Here is an 18,697-nt window from a genome sequence, read left to right on the forward strand (position 1 = left end):
CTGTATCTTTATTCAACTGTAAATTTTATTATGCCGCTGTTCTTGCTGCCCAAAAATGGTTCGGTACGCAGTGAAAAAAACAGGTCGAACGTGCCTTTTTGTATTGGCGCGGTTACTGTCATCTTGTAACGTGCCCTTTGCCCCTTTTGCAATGCTATGCCGTTAAAGCTGCTATCAGCCTGCTGTACACTTATTGGCGTAACATGTATAAAAAAGCATGCTTCCAACGCAACCGGATGCTTGTAGCCAGCGTTGGTAAAATTAACAGCAAATGGGTAGGGATTAGTTATAGTAAGGTCAAATTCGAATTTTTGTCCGCGTTTGGCTTTAATTTCGGTTTTTTCGGTTTCTATAGCTATTTTTTGATAGGTGCGCGCATCATCAACCCAACCACTATACCAGGTTCCGGCATCGCATTTTATACTATCGGTAGTGGTGCCGGTAACCGGATATTTTAACAAATAGTACACACGCTGATGCTGCAGGCTATCCTCCATTGGCCAGATATCAAACATAGTGCGCCCATAATACCGGGAATCGTAAGCGAAACCTTTAAGGCTGTTGGTATAAAAACTATATTTTGATGGGTTCTGAAAACCTTCGTCCATCACTACAAACGCATTGCCTGCTTTTTGATGGACCAGGTTGGCCCATTCGTGGAAACCGAAATAGCTTTTTAAAGCCTCTACCTTTTTTATAAATGGCAAACCAAATATAAGGGATAGCCTCAACGCCAATATCAACACCAAATTTGCAATTGCCAATCTGTAAAACCATTTGGCATCAAAGTTTTTCCGTTGGAAGTTAATAAGCGCCAGGCATATTAAAGGTACAAAAGCAATTAGTGTATAATGGGGCTGTACGTTTACTTTAAAGGTATTCAGCAGGAAAAACCCAAATGTGCCTATGGCATTAAACAATAAGCCACGGGTAAAAACGTCCGTTGTCTTAGTGCTGAACCCTTGATAAAACAGGTACCAGCTAATAAATGCCCCACCCAGTAAAAGCTGCCCTACAATAAATGTAGTGCTGATAGAAATATCGTACCCAAATGCAGACGACCGTTCGAACAACTGGTAATTAACCGCCGGGAACCCTCTGTGCATTTGCCACAAAATATGGGGGATGTAAATTACTAACCCCGTTAATATGGCCAGGTAAAAAGTTTTGCGCGTAAAAAGTTTAAGGTTTGATAACAGGGTAAACCCAACAAGCAGCACCCCATGATACTTACTGTAAAGCAGGCAGGCTACAATAACCCCAATTATAAAAGCTGTTAACCAGCTATCTTCATCAATATACTTTTGATAGAAATAATAGAACAGCACCGCAAAGAAAAACAAAGGGGCATCCGGCGTGCTGGTAAAGCCATAAACATGAAAAACCAGTACGCCCGATACCAGCAGCATGAACCACTTGGCGCTAACCTGGTACTTTTTTAAAATTAGCCAAAGCAGGTATATAGCCAGGCTATTGCTTAATACGGTTAGCAAGCGCAAACCAAGTTCGTTATGGAATAAGGTATCGCCTATTTTTATGAACAGCGCCACCATTGGCGGGTGGTAAAAATACCCCCAGTCCAGCTTTTGGGCAAACATCCAGTAGTAGGCCTCATCGGCATGCAGCTCTAAGGTATATGCCTGCACAGCGTTCAATAACGTCCAGCATAGAATAAAGTACCACACCGGTTTATTTGCCTGAACAGAATTGCTTATAGTAGTTGCCGACATTGCTATTAATGAATTGCAAAGGTAAAATAAAAGCGATAAGCTGTGGCGATGTTAAAACGGCTTAATTTACATTAGCATTAACATTTATCCCGATAAAAATTCAATATTTGAACATGATAACCAACTCCTTAAATACCATCAGAGCAACCCGTAAGCATTTACTGCAATTAATAGAGGGTTTATCTACCGAACAACTAAACCAGGTTCCGGCAGGTTTTAACAATAACATTATCTGGAATGTGGCGCATCTAATATCAGCAGAACAAGGCATTTGCTATACAAGGGCAGGCATACCTTTTATAGTGGAGGATAAACATTATACCCCATACCGCCCGGATACCAAGCCTACCCGCTTTATTGACAGCGTAGAAGTTGACGAAATAAAAGAGCTGCTGCTCACCACCATTGATCAGTTAGAAACCAATTATCAAAACAAAAACTTTACAAATTACCCGCAATGGGCAACCCGCTATGGTGTGCAAATAATCAGCGTTGAAGATGCCATAAATTTTCTGCCATTTCATGATGGGATGCATATTGGATATGTTATGGCGTTGAAGAGAGCGATAGGATAAAACATTTTTTGTAACTTTGATTAATACCTATATAAAAGAGTATGAATCTTCAATTTATTCATGATAATAAAGGAAACACAACCGGAGTGTTTATTCCTATTGAAGAATGGCAATCTTTGAAGGAAAGGTACGCTGATTTGCAAAAAGAAGAAGTTGTTAATACATCTGAATTATCAGCATGGCAAACTCAAATAATTGATGAAAGGCTTAATGATTATTATCAAAACCCGACAGCTTTAAGCAGTTTTGATGACACGTTAAATGATATCGAGAAAAGTTTGTGAACTATAACTTCGTAAATAGACCTGCTGTTAAAAGTGATATTTTAAACGCAGTTGATTATTATAAAGCCATTTCACCAAAACTTGCCCGGCAATTTTTACTTCGTATTCGTGAAGCTAAACTATACATAGATCTTACGCCCATAGGTTTTCAGATTAAATATAGAGAAGTACGAACTTTAATGTTAAAGCAGTTTCCTTTTCACATTCATTACCTTGTTGATGAGGTTAATAAACAAATAATTATTTTGGCAATAATCCACGCTTACAAAAACCCAAAAGATTACTCGAATAGATAACAAAAAAGCCCGGCGTAACCGGGCTTTCGTATTTTCAGATTAGTATCTAAACTCCTAACAACAACCTTGTTGGGTCTTCCAGTAATTGTTTTACACGCACCAGGAAGCTTACCGATTCGCGGCCATCTATGATGCGGTGATCATATGACAGCGCCAGGTACATCATTGGGCGAATAACCACTTGTCCGTTTACGGCAACCGGGCGCTCAATAATATTATGCATACCCAATATAGCCGATTGCGGCGAATTTAATATCGGAGTAGACATCATAGAACCAAAAACACCACCGTTGGTGATAGTGAACGTTCCGCCAGTCATTTCTTCCAGCGTTAATTTATTTTCGCGGGCCTTACCTGCAAGCACTACAATGGCTTTTTCAATTTCGGCAAGGCTCATGCTTTCGGCGTTGCGGATAACCGGGACAACCAAACCTTTTGGCGCAGATACCGCGATAGAGATATCAGCAAAATTGCTGTAAACTATTTCTTCGCCTTCTATACGGGCACCAACAGCAGGCCATTCTTTTAAAGCCTCGGTAACCGCTTTAGTAAAGAACGACATAAAGCCTAAGCCAACGCCGTGTTTTTCTTTGAATTTATCTTTGTACTTGCTGCGTACTTCCATTATCGGCGCCATATCTACCTCGTTAAAAGTAGTTAACATAGCGGTTTCGCTTTTAACCGCTACCAAACGTTTGGCAACCGTTTTGCGTAACGACGACATTTTTTCGCGACGATCGCTTCTTGAACCTGGAGCGGGTTGCGGAGTTTGAGGTGCGGCAGCAGCGGCAGGTTTAGCCGCGGGTTGTGCGGGTGCGGCAGCAGGCTGGTTTTGCGCGTTAAGGGCATCACCTTTAGTGATACGGCCATCAACACCTGTACCGCTTACAGCTGAAGTATCAATGCCTTTTTCGGCTAATATTTTTGCAGCAGCAGGCGATGGTGTGCCCGATGCATAGGTTGTTCCTTTTGATGGAGCAGATTGTGGCGATTCGTTAACCGCATCTGCAACCGCAGGGGTTACCGGTATAGGAGCAGATACAGGAGCACCTGCACCGCCTTCAATGATGCAAACCACTGCGCCAATGGCCAGGGTATCGCCTTCTTTAGCTATAGTTTTTAATGTGCCGGCTTTTTCAGCAGTTAACTCAAACGTTGCTTTGTCAGATTCCAGTTCGGCAATAGCTTCGTCCATTTCAACAGCTTCGCCGTCTTTTTTGATCCACCGGGATAGTGTTACTTCGGTTATTGACTCGCCTACCGGTGGTACTTTTATTTCTAATGATGATGAGCCCTGGGCAGGTGCAGGAGCAGGGGCGTTTGCAGGCGCAGCAGGACTAACAGCCGTAGCCGCTTCTTCTTTAGCTGCAACCGGCGCAGCAGGTGCTTTCTCGGCTGCAGGTGCGCCACCATCTTCTATACTGGCCACAACAGCGCCAATGGCTAATACATCGCCTTCGGCTGCAACTGTTTTTAAAGTCCCGGCCTTTTCGGCAGTAAGCTCAAAAGTTGCCTTGTCTGATTCCAGCTCGGCTATCACTTCGTCCATTTCTACATGGTCACCATCCTTTTTTTTCCAGGCTGATAATGTTACTTCGGTAATGGATTCGCCTACCGGCGGAACTTTTATTTCTAAACTCATATTGTAAGTAGTTGTAAGTTTTTGTTTATGGAACGAGGATATTAGTGCGGGGTGCGGGCCCGATGAACAATTTATACGCTCCTCGCTCCCATCACCTTCAACTCAAATATCAATCAGCCCCGGCGTTAGCCATTTTTTCGGTTGTTTTTTTAATGGTTGCTTTAACCAGTTTGCCCGCAGGCGCTTCAAATGCTTTCGATACAATATGCAATTGCTGTGCAGCATGCTGTTTAGCAAAACCGGTAGCGGTACTGCTACCTTCCAAGCGCGATATAACATTCAGGTTTAAATATTTATCGTTGTGGAACTTGCGGCAAATATATGGCCATGCGCCCATGTTCTCAGGCTCTTCCTGTACCCAGAAAAATTCGGTAGCCTTTTCGTATTTAGCTTTAATTTTTAAGATCTGCTGTACAGGTGTTGGGTATAATTGCTCAACACGCACTATAGCTATATCCTTACGTTTATCTGCCTGTTGTTTCTCAAACAGATCATAATAAATTTTACCGGTGCAAAGTAATACACGTTTTACTTTCTTAACATCGGCATAATTATCGTCTATCAATTCGTAGAACTTACCATCGGTAAAATCTGCCAGCGGCGATACGCAATTAGGGCTGCGCAATAAACTCTTAGGTGTAAATATAATAAGCGGTTTACGGAAACTGCGGTGCATTTGCCTCCTTAAAATATGGAAGAAGTTTGCAGGGGTTGTACAGTTTGCCACCTGGATATTATCATCAGCGCAAAGCTCTAAAAAGCGCTCTACACGCGCCGATGAATGCTCGGGGCCCTGGCCTTCGTAACCATGCGGCAATAGCATCACCAAACCGTTACCACGCTGCCATTTTGTTTCGGCACTGGCAATGTACTGGTCAACTATGATCTGCGCACCGTTAAAGAAATCGCCAAATTGCGCTTCCCAAATGGTTAATGCATTAGGGTTTGCCAAAGCATAACCATATTCAAAACCTAACACGCCATACTCAGATAGCAGTGAATTGAATATGCTGAGTTTCGCTTTTGTATCAATAGTTTCAAGCGGGGTGTATTCATCCTCAGAATCGGCCAGGGTAAGTACCGCGTGGCGATGCGAGAATGTACCGCGTTTAACATCTTCGCCGCTTAACCTTACCGGGAAACCTTCTTTTAATAAAGTACCGTAGGCAAGCAATTCGCCCATTGCCCAATCGAATATGCCGGTTTTATTAACCATAGCATTACGGTCCTGGAACAATTTTTCAATTTTCTTAAAGAATTGCTTATCAGTTGGCAACACAGTTAGTTTGTCACCTATTTCGGTAATAACCTCTTTGCTAACCGATGTATCAATCGGGCTAATTAATTCGCTGTGGTTTGCTAAATGCAGGCCGCTCCAGGCACCTTCAAACATCGGGATGGTATCGGTAAACCTGTCGGAAGCTTTGGCTTCATCCAGCATTTGCTGTAACTCCGCACGGAAATCTTTTTCAAGCGTTTTTACATACTTGTCGTCGATTGTTCCTTCGGTTATCAGTTTTTTACTGTAGATCTGCAGCGGATTAGGGTGCGCTTCGATAGCTTTATATAATACAGGCTGGGTAAACTTAGGCTCATCCGCCTCATTATGTCCGTATCTGCGGTAGCAAAGGATATCGATAAATACATCCTCGTTAAATACCTGGCGATATTCCATTGCCAGGTTAACTACATAAACCAATGCCTCAACATCATCCCCATTTACGTGGAACACCGGCGAAAGCACCGTTTTAGCCACATCGGTACAATAAGTACTTGACCGGGCATCTTTATAGTTGGTGGTGAAACCTATCTGGTTGTTTATAACCAGGTGGATCGTTCCGCCGGTGCGGTAACCGTCCAGTTTTTCCATCTGTAAAACCTCGTAAACAATTCCTTGTCCGGCTACAGATGCGTCACCATGTATTAATATAGGGGCAATTTTTGAATGATCGCCGTTATGTTTAAAATCAATTTTTGAACGCGTAATACCTTCCACAACCGGGTCAACCGCCTCTAAGTGCGATGGGTTAGGACAAAGGCTTAAGTGAACTTTTTTACCCTGTGCGGTTTCTACATCGGTAGAAAATCCAAGGTGATATTTTACGTCACCACCAAATGGAGATTCTGAGTCAAAGTTTTTACCCTCAAACTCAGAGAATACCTCTTTATAGGTTTTCTCCATGATGTTAGTGAGCACATTTAAACGGCCACGGTGTGCCATACCGATGATAAATTCTTCGATACCCAGGTCTGATCCTTTCCTGATAACGGAGTTAAGGGCAGGGATCAAAGCTTCGGCACCTTCTAACGAGAAACGTTTCTGGCCCAGGAATTTTGTTCCCAGGAAATTTTCAAAAACAACCGCTTCGTTCAATTTAGCCAGCATCTCTTTCTTTTCATCCACGGTGAATGATGGCGTATTGCGTTTGCTCTCCATCCTGTCCTCAAACCATTTTAGTTTTATAGGATTGCGGATGTAGGTATATTCGGCACCAATGGCCTGGCAATAAGTTTGTTCTAATAACTGGCGAATGTCGCGCAGTTTGGCGGGGCCTATCCCAACTTCAACACCTGCATTAAATACGGTGTCCATATCAGCTTCGCTTAAACCAAAGGTTTCCAGCTCTTTACCCGGGAAATATTTGCGGCGCTCGCGTACAGGATTTGTTTTGGTGAATAAATGGCCGCGAGAGCGGTATCCATTTATCATGTTCATCACGTTGATCTCTTTTAGGAAATGATCAGGTGTTGCGGCGGTGGCCGCAGGGGCATCTTGATTATCTTTTCCAAAGTCAAAGCCTTCAAAAAACTTTTGCCAGCCAAAATCTACAGATTCGGGGTCTTGTTTGTAAGCTTCGTATAATGTATTAATGTAGGCTGCGTTTCCGCTGTTTATGTAATTGAGGCGATCCATAGAAACCATTGTTGTAAACGGTACAAAATTAAGCATTATAGAATAAAATGCTGAAATTATATGCTATTACTTTTCTATCAATTTTAAGTTGGAAGCAATAAAAGCATAATTAAGATTTGTGTAAAAATTTGTGCAGGAAACTGCGAAGATACCCCAAGCCTTCAAACAACACGGCAAGGAGGCCGATAATGATGGTGAATTGCTCAAATGGGTTCATAATATATATACGCTAATAAACTGTTTTTGTTGCGTTTAAAGCTACAATAACCTGCACCTTATTCACACACGGTATGTGCAGCAGGCAACCAGGTGGTTATAAAATCGCTTTGGGTATCTAACTGGTCGGTAGGCTTTGCAGCGTTAAAAAAACGGTTACTTTTAGTATCGTTACCTACCCCGGCCACAAACGCCCAGTTACCCCAATTGCTTGCGGGCGAATAATCTATTAGCTTTTCTTCAAAATACAGGGCGCCTTTTGTCCAGTCAACCTGCAAATCTTTAGTTAAATAGGTAGCTACAGCCTGCCTGCTATAGTTGGTGATGTAACCGGTAGCATTTAACTGGTGCATGGCAGCATCAACAAACGGAACACCAGTTTGGCCGGTTTTCCATTGCTCAAAAAGTTCATCCTGGTTGGCAGCAACATCGGGAACATCGCCAAACCCTTCGGACCGGAAGAACTTTTGGCCATGTTTTTTAAACATAAAGCGGAAATAATCGCGCCACAAAAGCTCCAGCATTATAGGATCGGTATTGGGCAAATGGTTTTCGCGGTGATAGTTAACCACCTCCCAATAAACCTGCCTTGGCGATATGCACCCAACAGCCAGCCATGGGCTTAAACGTGATGAATTGCAAGTAGCGCCGCGTATATTTTTACCCTGGTTTGCTTGCAGGCAACTTTCCAGATAATTGTGCAATTGTTTGAGGGCTGCTGTTTCGCCACCAATAAATTTTTCACTGGCACGGGCGTCATCAACAGGCTCGGGAACACCCAGATCTGTAAGCGTAGGCAATTCGCCGGCATCGATAATTTCGGGTGTAATAATATACTCCGGACTAACAACACTTGGCCTAACAGTGCTATCACGTTCTACCTTCTTTTTAAAGGTAACAAAGCTATCAGGGATATCTTTTATAGGGAAAGGCAGGTCCTCTTTATGGTACATGGTATGCCCGATGAAGTGTTTCAGGTTCAGCTTCATTTTCCATAAAGCGGCTTCAACCTTTTCAGAAACATCGGTTTCATCAGGTGCAACCTCGCGGTGATGGTAAACTTCACTTATCTGGTATTCTTCGGCTAATTGAGTAAGCACTTCCGCAGGGTCGCCGATACGGATCAGTAGGTCGGCGCCAAACTTTTTAAGGTTCTCCCGCAAATCAGCAACAGCTTCAAGCAGGAAACGGGCACGGAAGCTCCCGGTTTTTAAAGCGCCTAAAGCGCTGGTTTTAAAGTAAAAAGGATCGAAAATATATACGGGTAATACTTTATCTGCCCTGCGCACGGCTTCAGATAATATTTCATTATCGTGTATGCGCAAATCATTTCTAAACCAAACCAATATAACCTTTTCACTCATATGAACAACTAATCTAAACTTATTTAGATTAATTACAAAAATGGGAATTATTTAGTTGCCCTGCGTAATTTGCTACAACATTTTGACATCGTTCCAACATTTATACAGCGTTATGTGAAATTCTATCACAAACTAAACCTAACCTTTACCCGTTTAATTAACATAAGCATGATATTAACACCAGCTGTTTATCGTAACTTTAAATATTAAAAATCAACACTATGGCAACTATCGAAAGCATCCAGAAAGCGTATATAGATCATGTATTAACAGAAGGCCAGCAGCCAAAATCGGTGTATGTATTTGCTAAAAAAAATAAAATGCCCGAGGATGAGTTTTACCGCTACTTCGGATCTTTTGATGCGGTTGAACAAAGTGTATGGGCAGATCTGACCAATAAAACCCTTATCGAAATACGCGCACAGGAAATTTGGACACAATATTCCTCGCGCGAGAAGGCCTTATCGTTCTTCTACAGCTTTTTTGAGTTATTGAAAAGCAGTCGCAGTTTTGCCGTGTACAGCATTAAAAAACATCGTGGCCTGGGTACGCCTAAAGTACTGGAGCCAACAAAAGAGATATTTGAGAATTTTGCCGAAGGCATTTTAACAGAAGGTATCGAAACATCTGAACTAAGCGATCGCAAATTTTTTAGCAAACGTTATAAAGACGCTCTTTGGATACAGTTTGGTTTTGTGCTAAATTTTTGGATAAATGATGATTCGGCAGGATTTGAAAAAACTGACGAGGCCATTGAGAAAGGCGTAAATGTAACGTTCGATCTTTTCCAGCGTTCGCCGATAGATAACTTGTTTGAGTATGGCAAGTTTTTGGCAAAGAATGGCGGGTTGAAGGAAAAAATGCGGTTTTAATAGCCCCACCCAAACCCTCCCCGGAAGGGAGGGCTTTAGAAATATAAATGAGTGATAAAAAAATAAAAGTCTCCCCTACCGGGGGAGATTTAGAGGGGGTATCCGCCATATTTGATATGGACGGCACACTGATAGATAATACGCCTTTTCATTTTAAAGCCTGGCAACAGCTTTTTAAAAAACGTGGCCTACCAGAATTAAGCCGCGAAATGTACCTGAGCGAAATAAGCGGTGTGCCCATACTGAATACCCTGAAAAAGTATTTTGGGGAGGACCTGGACGAAGCTGAACTAAAAGCACTGGCGAAAGAAAAGCAGCAGCTTTATGAAATTGCCTTTCAACCTTATCTGCGGCCAATAAACGGACTGGAAAATTTCCTGGCCGAACTGAAAGATGCCGGTGTTAAAATAGCATTGGCCACATCATCGAATATGGATGATGTAGATTTTATTTTTGAGACCATACCTATAAGGCAATACTTTGATGTAGTAATAACCGGCGGTATGGTAAGCCAGCCTAAACCATCGCCGCAAATATTTTTAAAAGCCGCCGAGCAGCTAAACGCCCGCCCCGAAAAATGCGTTGTATTTGAAGATTCAATTTCGGGTTTAAAGGCGGGTAACAACGCGGGCATGAGGGTTGTAGGTATTGCTACCGCCCATCCTGTAGAAATAATTAGCAAGCTGGCCAACCTTGCTATAAACGATTACGCAGACATTAACTTGCAGAAACTGGCCGCATTATTTTGAGCAATAACAACATGAGTGATAACACTTCGAAAGAACAAAACAGCATACCTACCAGCAAAGTTGAACGCAGCGCCAAATTTGTAAAAACAGGCTTTAAAATTGGCGGCAACTATATAAAGCATTACTCTAAAAAACTTTTCAACCCGGACATGGACAGGTCTGAATTGAACGAGGATAATGCTACCGATATATATCAATCATTAAGTGAGTTAAAAGGCAGTGCACTTAAGGTAGCACAAATGCTGAGTATGGATAAAAACCTGCTGCCACAAGCTTATGTAGATAAATTTACGCAGTCGCAATATAATGCGCCCCCATTATCAGGCCCGCTTATTGTGCAAACGTTCAAAAAATACTTTGGCAAAAACCCCGACCAGATCTACGATAAGTTCAACATCCGTTCTACCAATGCAGCGTCAATTGGCCAGGTACACCAGGCCGAACTGAACGGTAAAAAGCTGGCGGTAAAAATACAATATCCCGGTGTGGGCGATTCTATATCATCTGATTTGAAACTGGTGAAACCCTTTGCCTTCAGGATGCTGGGTATGAGCGAAAAGGAGCTGGATATTTACATGCGCGAGGTAGAAGAACGCCTTTTAGAAGAAACCGATTACGAACTGGAAGTACGCCGTTCGATAGAGTTTTCTATCGCCTGCAAAAATTTAAATAATGTAGTTTTCCCGGAGTATTACCCGGACCTATCCAGCAAACGTATTATTACAATGGATTGGATGGAAGGCCTGCACCTGCGCGAGTTTTTGGCAACCAACCCATCGCAAAAATTGCGCGACCAGATTGGCCAGGCACTTTGGGACTTTTACAACTATCAGCAACACGAACTACGAGCTGTACATGCCGATCCGCACCCCGGTAACTTTATGATAACCCCCGAGGGCAAACTTGGATGTATCGACTTTGGCTGCATTAAGGTAATGCCCGATGACTTTTATTATCCATTCTTTTCGCTTACATCAACCAACTTGTTTGATGATAAAGAAGAAACTATAAAAGCTTTTCGTAAGCTGGAAATGATATTACCTAACGATACCCCTGCGCAGATAGAATTCTATCATAAAATGTTTAGACAGATGATAAGTTTATTTGCCAAGCCCTACATCACCAACACTTTCGATTTTGGCGAAAAAACCTTTTTTGACAACCTCTTTGGTTTCGGTGAAAAGGTTTCAAAGATGCCCGAGTTTAAACAAGCCCGTGGTGTAAAGCATTTTATTTACGTAAACCGTACAAATTTCGGCTTATATAATATACTGCATGAACTTAAAGCAAGGGTAAAAACGGATACTTATAAACCACATGTAGAGGAGCTGGCTTAGCCGCGTGCTATCCTCTTAATCTACCATATACCATACAGCCATTGCAAACATCATTATAAAAGTGGCTATCCAGCTTAGGGTAGCTTTCATGTGCCATGTTTCGATATCGGTTACGCGGCCACTACCTATAAATGATTGTGACCTGTTGCGGCAATACCAGCCATAAGCAACTAAAAGACCTAATATTACAAAGCTTGAAAAAATTAAAACTAATTGAAAAGTACGGGTAAACATGCTATAAAAACTCTTATGATATTTGATTTAGAATGCATAAGTAAAAAAAGGTTTAATTACTTCACTCAATTGCTTAATAATTAACAAAAAAGTTACATTTGGGTTAATTCCAACGTACGGGTTATACAAGTATAAAAAGCTTCAATCGCTTGGTTTATTCTTGTTGATCAATAAAAACCCATCATTTGAGTTAATTTCCGCACTATTGTTTCAATATCTCGAACGGGTCAGAACAAAATCATCAAATTAAAACACCCCCGCTATTGTGTTGTTGCCATAACATGAAAGTGTTACTTGCGGGTTGGCGAAAATAATAGCTGATAGTTTATGGTGATGGCAATTTCAGATACCCTTTTATTATTATTACTTGTTTAAAAGCTATCATTAACGATGAACTACCTATCATGAACCAACCTAAAAATATACTTATCACCGGCGGATCGGGGCTTTTGGGCAGGCAATTAACCAAAGCACTTTTAGCCTTAGGCCATACGGTAAGCCACTTAAGCCGCAGCCCTGGTAAAAACCAAATGGTTAAAACCTTTTTATGGGATGTAGAAAAAGGTACGATAGATGAACATTGTATAGGTGGTGTGGATACTATTATACACCTGGCAGGTACAGGTATTGCCGATAAACGCTGGACAGACCAACGCAAAAAAGAAATTATAGAAAGCCGCACCAAATCAATAGCCCTTATTTATGGATTGATGAAAAACATGGCCCATAAAGTAAATACAGTAATATCCGCGTCGGGTACTGGTTATTACAGTAACCGTGGCGATGAATTACTTACCGAAAATAGCCCCCCTGCTCATGATTTTATTGGCACCTGCTGCATTGAATGGGAAAAAGCAGTGGACGAAGGCGGACAATTAGGTCTGCGGATCTTAAAATTTCGTACGGGTGTTGTATTGACTACCGAGGGCGGGGCATTGCCGCAGTTAGCCATGCCTGTAAAGCTTGGCATAGGTTCGCCGCTGGGCAATGGAAAACAATGGGTACCGTGGATCCATCACCAGGATGTGGTAGATATGTATCTGTTTGGGTTAAATAATGAACTATTAACAGGCGTTTTTAACATGGCTGCACCTGTGCCGGTTACCAATAAGGAGCTAACCAAAGCTGTGGCTAAACAACTGCATCGCCCGTTTTGGGCACCCAATGTGCCTGCTTTTTTAATAAAATTATTATTCGGGGAACTGGCAGGTCTGGTATTAAGCAGCACAAAAACATCGGCACAAAAAATTGAGGATGTGGGCTTCAGATTTAAGTATCCGGAGATTGGCCTGGCGCTAAAGGAAATTTATGGATAAGAACACCCCGGTAAGTGTTTTTTGGTTTCGCCGCGATCTGCGGATCGAAGACAATGCAGGCCTGTACCACGCCTTAAAAAGCGGAAACCCTGTACTGCCTCTTTTTATCTTCGACAAAGAGATATTAGATAAGCTGGAAGACAAGGACGATGCACGGGTTACCTTCATATACAAAACAATTGAGGAGATCAATGACGAATGTAAAAAGCACAAAAGTAGTTTACTGGTAGTTTATGATCATCCAAAACAGGCTTGGGAAACCCTCATTAAAGAATATAATATAGCTGCCGTTTATACTAATCACGATTATGAGCCTTACGCCAAATTGCGTGATGATAAAATTAAAGCCCTGTTAGTCAAAAACGATATAGTGTTTAAAACCTATAAAGATCAGGTGATTTTTGAAAAAAATGAGGTGATAAAAGATGATGGCAAACCCTATACGGTTTACACGCCTTACAAAAACAAATGGTATCAAAAACTAAAGCCGTTTTATCTGAAGGCATACCCTACCGAAAAATATATAAAGAGCCTGCTCAAATTTAAAGCGCCCAAACTGCCCGCTTTAAAGGAAATGGGCTTCGTAAAAAATGAAATAGATTACCCCGAAAAGGAATACAAGGAGGCTATAGCAGATTACGCCGAAACACGCGATTTCCCGGCTATAACTGGCACATCGCATATAGGGGTACATTTACGTTTTGGCACGGTAAGTATCCGCCGTTGCGCAAGGGATGCCTATAAATCGCCCGAAAAAACATGGCTGAACGAATTGATATGGCGGGAGTTTTATATGATGATATTATACCATTTCCCGCAGACAGTAGATCACGCGTTTCGGCCGGAGTATGACCGTATAGAATGGATCAACGATGAGGATCAATTTGAGGCGTGGTGTAAAGGCGAAACGGGTTTCCCGATGGTAGACGCCGGCATGCGCGAACTAAATGCTACCGGCTATATGCACAATAGGGTGCGCATGGTAGTAGCCAGCTTTTTAAGTAAACATTTGCTGATTGACTGGCGCTGGGGCGAACGGTATTTTGCCCGTAAACTACTGGATTATGAAATGGCAAGCAATGTTGGCGGCTGGCAATGGGCAGCCGGGAGCGGTACAGATGCCGCGCCTTACTTCCGGATATTTAACCCGGACGCTCAATTAAAAAGGTTTGACCCTAAATTAGAATACGTAAAAAAATGGGTTCCGGAATATGCCGACTTCAGCAAGTATCCAAAACCCATTGTAGATCACGAATTTGCACGCAAAAGATGTTTAAAAGCTTTTAAAACAGCCTTGCGTAAATAATTACGGCTGCTTTATATCTGTTATCTGAAAATCAAACTTAAGTACAGAATTTCCGGGAATGGAAGTTCTTGCACCAGCACCGTAGCCAAGTGATGATGGTATCAAAATCGAAATAGAAGTCCCCTTTGATGCATGTTTTTGGAGTGCATCCTCTACACCGGTTATTAATGAATAGGGAGTTAAGGTGGTTGCAGTAGTTGCGCTGCCAGTATCAAATCCAACCCCATTTAACAGATATCCGGTATATGTTGTGGTAACAGTTGTAAATTCTGATATCTCATCAATAGCGCCTGTGCCCGGAGCTACAATTTTATAATAATAACCCAATGGATCTTTAACATAACCTGTTAAGTTGTTTGCGGCTATATAATTCTTAATCACCTGCTCGTCGTAAATATCCTGGTCGCTTATTACGTGCACGTAAAGATCAAGGCTTTGGTTACCTGCAATACGCGTGTTTACGTTAGAGATACTGCCCGATCCAAAGCCGTTTACACCATACCCAAGGCGCGAAGGTATCAACACACGCATGCTACTGCCTTTATATTGAAGCAGGTTATGAATGGCCAATTGTAAGCCCGGGGGCAACCTAAATCCGGTAAGTTGGTTTACAGCCGTTAATTGACCCAGGTATCCATAAAAGTGGTTAGATATAGTATCGGCAGCTACATACTTTCCGTCAAAAGATTTTAAGGTATAAACCAATGATATATTATCAGAATATTTAAGGGTATCGCCGGTGGCTTGTGATATAATTTTATAATACATGCCGGTAGTACCGGTACCGTCTTTAGTAGTATCAGCAGTAAAGCCTGTTAAACCGTTTGCACTTATATAAGCCTGTATCTTCTGCTCGTCGAATTCCCTGAGATCCGGTTGGTTGCTGTCGTTCTTTTTACAAGCGGTTAAACCAGCTGCTGCTATTAATAAAAAAGTAAAAATCTTTTGTTTCATCTAAAGTTAGTTCGTTACGTCTAAAAGTTCAATCTCAAAATCTACCACCGAATTCTTAGGCAGATTTATCTCAGGCTGGTCATACGGACCGTATGCATAACGTGATGCCGCTATTATACGTATCTTTCCTCCCTTTTTTATTTGCGGGATACCCAGCTTCCATGCCCTTAATACCTCCCCTAAGGTAAACGAGGGATGAAAATTATTGCTTCGGGCAAAAACCTCGCCTGTCAAAAGTTTCTTGCTGGTATAATCAATTGTTATCCGGGTCGAGCTCGTGAACAAGTCATTGCCACTTCCCGGTGCTAACTCTACATAATAAACACCTGTTGCAATTCCCGCGCTATCAATACGTTTTGCTACCGCGCTTAAACCCGGTGTACCTGCAATATAATCCTGTATTATTTTATCATCAATCTCTGCCTGTGTCCTTTCCTCTGCAACGGCATCATAGCCTTTTTTGCAGGAAGACAAACAAACAACACTAAATAATAATATCAGCAGTATCTTGTTCATTTAATTTTCAAAAGGCAAATTTATTGTTTTATATCGCAAAAACAGCAGCTTAACACTTTTTAACAATTGGGGCTGGGTTAAAAAGTAAAATCAGGGTTTATAATTAAGGGTTAGCTGGTTTATTTTCTTCAGCATATCGGTTAAATACTGCTTATCGGCATCGCTTATATGCGCGTTTAGGTAGTTATTAAATTGTTTTACAACGTTTTTTGCCAACTGGCGTTTTTCCTTACCCAAATCTGTCAGGTAAATTTTTACCGATCGCTTATCCCCTTTGTTCGATTCCCGGTAAATTAGCCCGGTTTGTTCCAGTTGGTTTAACATGCGCGATAAACTGGTTGATTTTAAGCCCAATAACGCCGCTGCCTGCGATACAGTTGTACCATCTTCTTCAATATTGATAAGTAAATAACCAATAGACTGCGTAATACCAAATTCGGTAACTAATTGGTTATAGCGGTTGGCAACGGTTTGCCACACAATCTTTAAAAAGTAATCAATAGTTTCCTGATGTTTTACATTGCTTCGCATACTGACAAACTTAACATTTTAGCCGATAGTCTATAGACCATAGCCCATAGTTTTTTAAAACACTATAAATCTATGGACTATTGACCATAAACTATGGACTTAATCAATAACCCATTTTAGTATCATCCCCTCTTGGGTCGGCACCACCTTCATACCCGGCTTTGGTTTTTAAGATGCCGTCTACCCTGCCTATTGCGCCTTTGTTGGTTATTTTATATCCCTTTTTGGTGAGCTTATCTTTAGTAATCTCATCCAGTGCATTAGGTTCTGTGTCTACTTTATCCGGCAGCCATTGATGATGAAAGCGTTTGGCGCTAACTGCTTGCTGCATATCCATATCAAATTCAATTACATTGAGTACAGTTTGAAACACTGAGGTAATAATGGTTGAACCGCCTGGTGTACCTACTATCATAAACAGACGCCCATTTTTTTCAACAATTGTGGGTGTCATGCATGATAGCATCCGTTTGCCGGGTTCAATGCTGTTAGCCTTACCGCCAACCAAGCCGTACATATTGGGTGTGCCGGGTTTCGAGCTAAAGTCGTCCATCTCGTTATTCAGCAAAAAGCCGGCACCGTTAACAAATATTTTTGAGCCGAAAGAATCATTCAGTGTAGTTGTGATAGCTACCGCGTTGCCATCCTTATCTACAATAGAATAATGGGTGGTTTGGTCACTTTCGTAACCTATAAATGTGCCGGGCTGTATGCTGGTACTTGGCGTAGCGGCATCCCAGTCAAAGCTTTGCATCCTGCTTGCAATATATTGGGGGTTTGCCAGGCTATCCACAGGCACATTATAAAAATCGGGGTCGCCCAGGTATTTAGATCTATCGGCATATACCCGGCGCTCGGCCTCAACTATTAGTTGTACGGTGCTATCCTGATTAAAGCCCCATCTATGTAAAGGGTATTTTTCTACCGATTTTAGCAACTGCAATAATGCTATACCACCGCTTGATGGCGGCGGCATAGTAATAATTTTATAATTTTTATAACTGCCCGTTACCGGTTTGCGCCACACCGAATGATAATTCTGCAGATCAGCTTTTGTTATCAAGCCGTCACCAGCATTCATTTCGGCAACTAACAGGTCGGCTACCTTTCCTTCATAAAACCCGGCCCGGCCTTTATCGCGTATCAATGCCAGCGTTTTACCCAGGTCTTCCTGTATCAGTGTATCACCTTCCTGCCATTTGGTATCTTTCATCAAATATCTTTTGCCGGGGTTAAGACTTTTAAAAACCGAATCATTCCTGTTGATGTCTGCCGCAAGGCGTTTGGTCATCTTAAACCCTTTTAACGCGAGGTTGATGGCAGGCTGGACCAACGTAGCCCATTTTAACCGGCCATATTTTTTATGTGCCCGTATCATCCCGTCAACAGAGCCCGGGATCCCCGACGCCTGATGAGTGTATAAACTTTTGTTGGGGATAATATTGCCTGCAGTATCCAGATACATATTGGTACTTGCTTTTGCCGGGGCCATCTCCCTAAAATCGAGTGTATTAGAAAAGCCTTTGGCCGGGCGATAAACCATAAAACCACCACCACCAATATTACCGGCCTGTGGGTGAGTAACTGCCAGGGCAAACTGTACGGCAACCGCAGCATCTACGGCGTTACCACCTTTTTTTAGCACGTCTAAGCCCGCTTTTGCAGCATCGGGATAGGCGCAAACCACTACGCCATTTTTATATTTTTCATCCGGGCTTGTTTGTGGTTGGGTATGGCCCACCAAACCCAATATGGTAAATAATACAGTTAGTATATAAGTTAATCCCAATCTAAAGTTCATGCAACAGCTATAATTTTTGCCAATTTAATCTATTTCAATTTACATACGCAATATATGTAT

Annotated in this window: 16 protein-coding genes; 7 read left to right on the forward strand and 9 right to left on the reverse strand. The window is 42.0% G+C overall.

Translation table 11 applies throughout. The features are described 5' to 3' along the window. Positions 1–8: 8 nt before the first annotated feature. Positions 9–1,730, reverse strand: a complete 1,722-nt coding sequence (locus NPE20_RS09665; RefSeq protein ID WP_256538414.1) for an ArnT family glycosyltransferase — start codon at positions 1,728–1,730, stop codon at positions 9–11. 113 nt (positions 1,731–1,843) lie between these two features. Here NPE20_RS09665 and NPE20_RS09670 point away from each other — a divergent pair, with 113 nt between their 5' ends. Next, the gene (locus tag NPE20_RS09670) at positions 1,844–2,305 is read left to right on the forward strand and encodes a DinB family protein (protein ID WP_256538415.1); all 462 of its coding nucleotides are present in this window, start codon (positions 1,844–1,846) and stop codon (positions 2,303–2,305) included. A gap of 41 nt (positions 2,306–2,346) precedes the next feature. After that, entirely contained in the window at positions 2,347–2,589 is a 243-nt protein-coding gene (locus tag NPE20_RS09675) for an addiction module protein (protein ID WP_256538416.1), read from the forward strand. 342 nt (positions 2,590–2,931) lie between these two features. On the opposite strand, the gene odhB is transcribed toward NPE20_RS09675, so the two are convergent. From odhB to NPE20_RS09690, 3 genes are all read right to left on the reverse strand, one after another. Next, positions 2,932–4,527 (reverse strand): 2-oxoglutarate dehydrogenase complex dihydrolipoyllysine-residue succinyltransferase, encoded by a 1,596-nt coding sequence (odhB, locus tag NPE20_RS09680; protein WP_256538417.1) that lies wholly within the window; start codon positions 4,525–4,527, stop codon positions 2,932–2,934. Positions 4,528–4,636: 109 nt separating this feature from the next. After that, entirely contained in the window at positions 4,637–7,441 is a 2,805-nt protein-coding gene (locus NPE20_RS09685; protein WP_256538418.1) for a 2-oxoglutarate dehydrogenase E1 component, read from the reverse strand. A 275-nt stretch (positions 7,442–7,716) separates the two neighbouring features. Then, positions 7,717–9,021, reverse strand: coding sequence for a DASH family cryptochrome (locus tag NPE20_RS09690; RefSeq protein ID WP_256538419.1), 1,305 nt, complete (start codon positions 9,019–9,021; stop codon positions 7,717–7,719). Positions 9,022–9,242: 221 nt separating this feature from the next. Here NPE20_RS09690 and NPE20_RS09695 point away from each other — a divergent pair, with 221 nt between their 5' ends. From NPE20_RS09695 to NPE20_RS09705, 3 genes are read left to right on the forward strand one after another with little or no spacing between them, the layout of a single operon-like run. Continuing rightward, complete coding sequence (locus tag NPE20_RS09695) at positions 9,243–9,893, forward strand: TetR family transcriptional regulator C-terminal domain-containing protein (protein WP_256538420.1); 651 nt, start codon at positions 9,243–9,245, stop codon at positions 9,891–9,893. A gap of 47 nt (positions 9,894–9,940) precedes the next feature. After that, on the forward strand, positions 9,941–10,642 hold the full coding sequence (locus NPE20_RS09700; RefSeq protein WP_256538421.1) for an HAD family hydrolase: 702 nt from the start codon (positions 9,941–9,943) through the stop codon (positions 10,640–10,642). An 11-nt stretch (positions 10,643–10,653) separates the two neighbouring features. Then, positions 10,654–11,979 (forward strand): ABC1 kinase family protein, encoded by a 1,326-nt coding sequence (locus NPE20_RS09705; RefSeq protein WP_256538422.1) that lies wholly within the window; start codon positions 10,654–10,656, stop codon positions 11,977–11,979. Between the two features lie 15 nt (positions 11,980–11,994). Here the strand turns inward: NPE20_RS09705 and NPE20_RS09710 are convergent, their stop codons facing one another. Next, positions 11,995–12,213, reverse strand: a complete 219-nt coding sequence (locus tag NPE20_RS09710; RefSeq protein WP_256538423.1) for a hypothetical protein — start codon at positions 12,211–12,213, stop codon at positions 11,995–11,997. A gap of 404 nt (positions 12,214–12,617) precedes the next feature. Between NPE20_RS09710 and NPE20_RS09715 the strand changes: the two genes are divergently transcribed. Together NPE20_RS09715 and NPE20_RS09720 are read left to right on the forward strand one after the other, a co-directional pair. Then, positions 12,618–13,529, forward strand: a complete 912-nt coding sequence (locus NPE20_RS09715; RefSeq protein WP_256538424.1) for a TIGR01777 family oxidoreductase — start codon at positions 12,618–12,620, stop codon at positions 13,527–13,529. Then, complete coding sequence (locus NPE20_RS09720; RefSeq protein WP_256538425.1) at positions 13,522–14,835, forward strand: cryptochrome/photolyase family protein; 1,314 nt, start codon at positions 13,522–13,524, stop codon at positions 14,833–14,835. Before NPE20_RS09715 ends, NPE20_RS09720 begins: the two co-directional genes overlap by 8 nt. Here the strand turns inward: NPE20_RS09720 and NPE20_RS09725 are convergent, their stop codons facing one another. From NPE20_RS09725 to ggt, 4 genes are all read right to left on the reverse strand, one after another. Continuing rightward, a complete protein-coding gene (locus NPE20_RS09725) occupies positions 14,836–15,789 on the reverse strand; it encodes an FKBP-type peptidyl-prolyl cis-trans isomerase (RefSeq protein WP_256538426.1) in 954 nt (317 codons plus the stop codon). Positions 15,790–15,795: 6 nt separating this feature from the next. Next, positions 15,796–16,305, reverse strand: coding sequence for an FKBP-type peptidyl-prolyl cis-trans isomerase (locus NPE20_RS09730; protein WP_256538427.1), 510 nt, complete (start codon positions 16,303–16,305; stop codon positions 15,796–15,798). A 90-nt stretch (positions 16,306–16,395) separates the two neighbouring features. Continuing rightward, entirely contained in the window at positions 16,396–16,836 is a 441-nt protein-coding gene (locus tag NPE20_RS09735; RefSeq protein ID WP_256538428.1) for a MarR family winged helix-turn-helix transcriptional regulator, read from the reverse strand. 103 nt (positions 16,837–16,939) lie between these two features. Beyond that, positions 16,940–18,637 (reverse strand): gamma-glutamyltransferase, encoded by a 1,698-nt coding sequence (ggt, locus tag NPE20_RS09740; protein WP_256538429.1) that lies wholly within the window; start codon positions 18,635–18,637, stop codon positions 16,940–16,942. Positions 18,638–18,697: the final 60 nt, after the last annotated feature.

This window comes from Mucilaginibacter aquariorum (assembly GCF_024498135.1).
GTDB classification, from domain to species: Bacteria; Bacteroidota; Bacteroidia; order Sphingobacteriales; family Sphingobacteriaceae; genus Mucilaginibacter; species Mucilaginibacter aquariorum.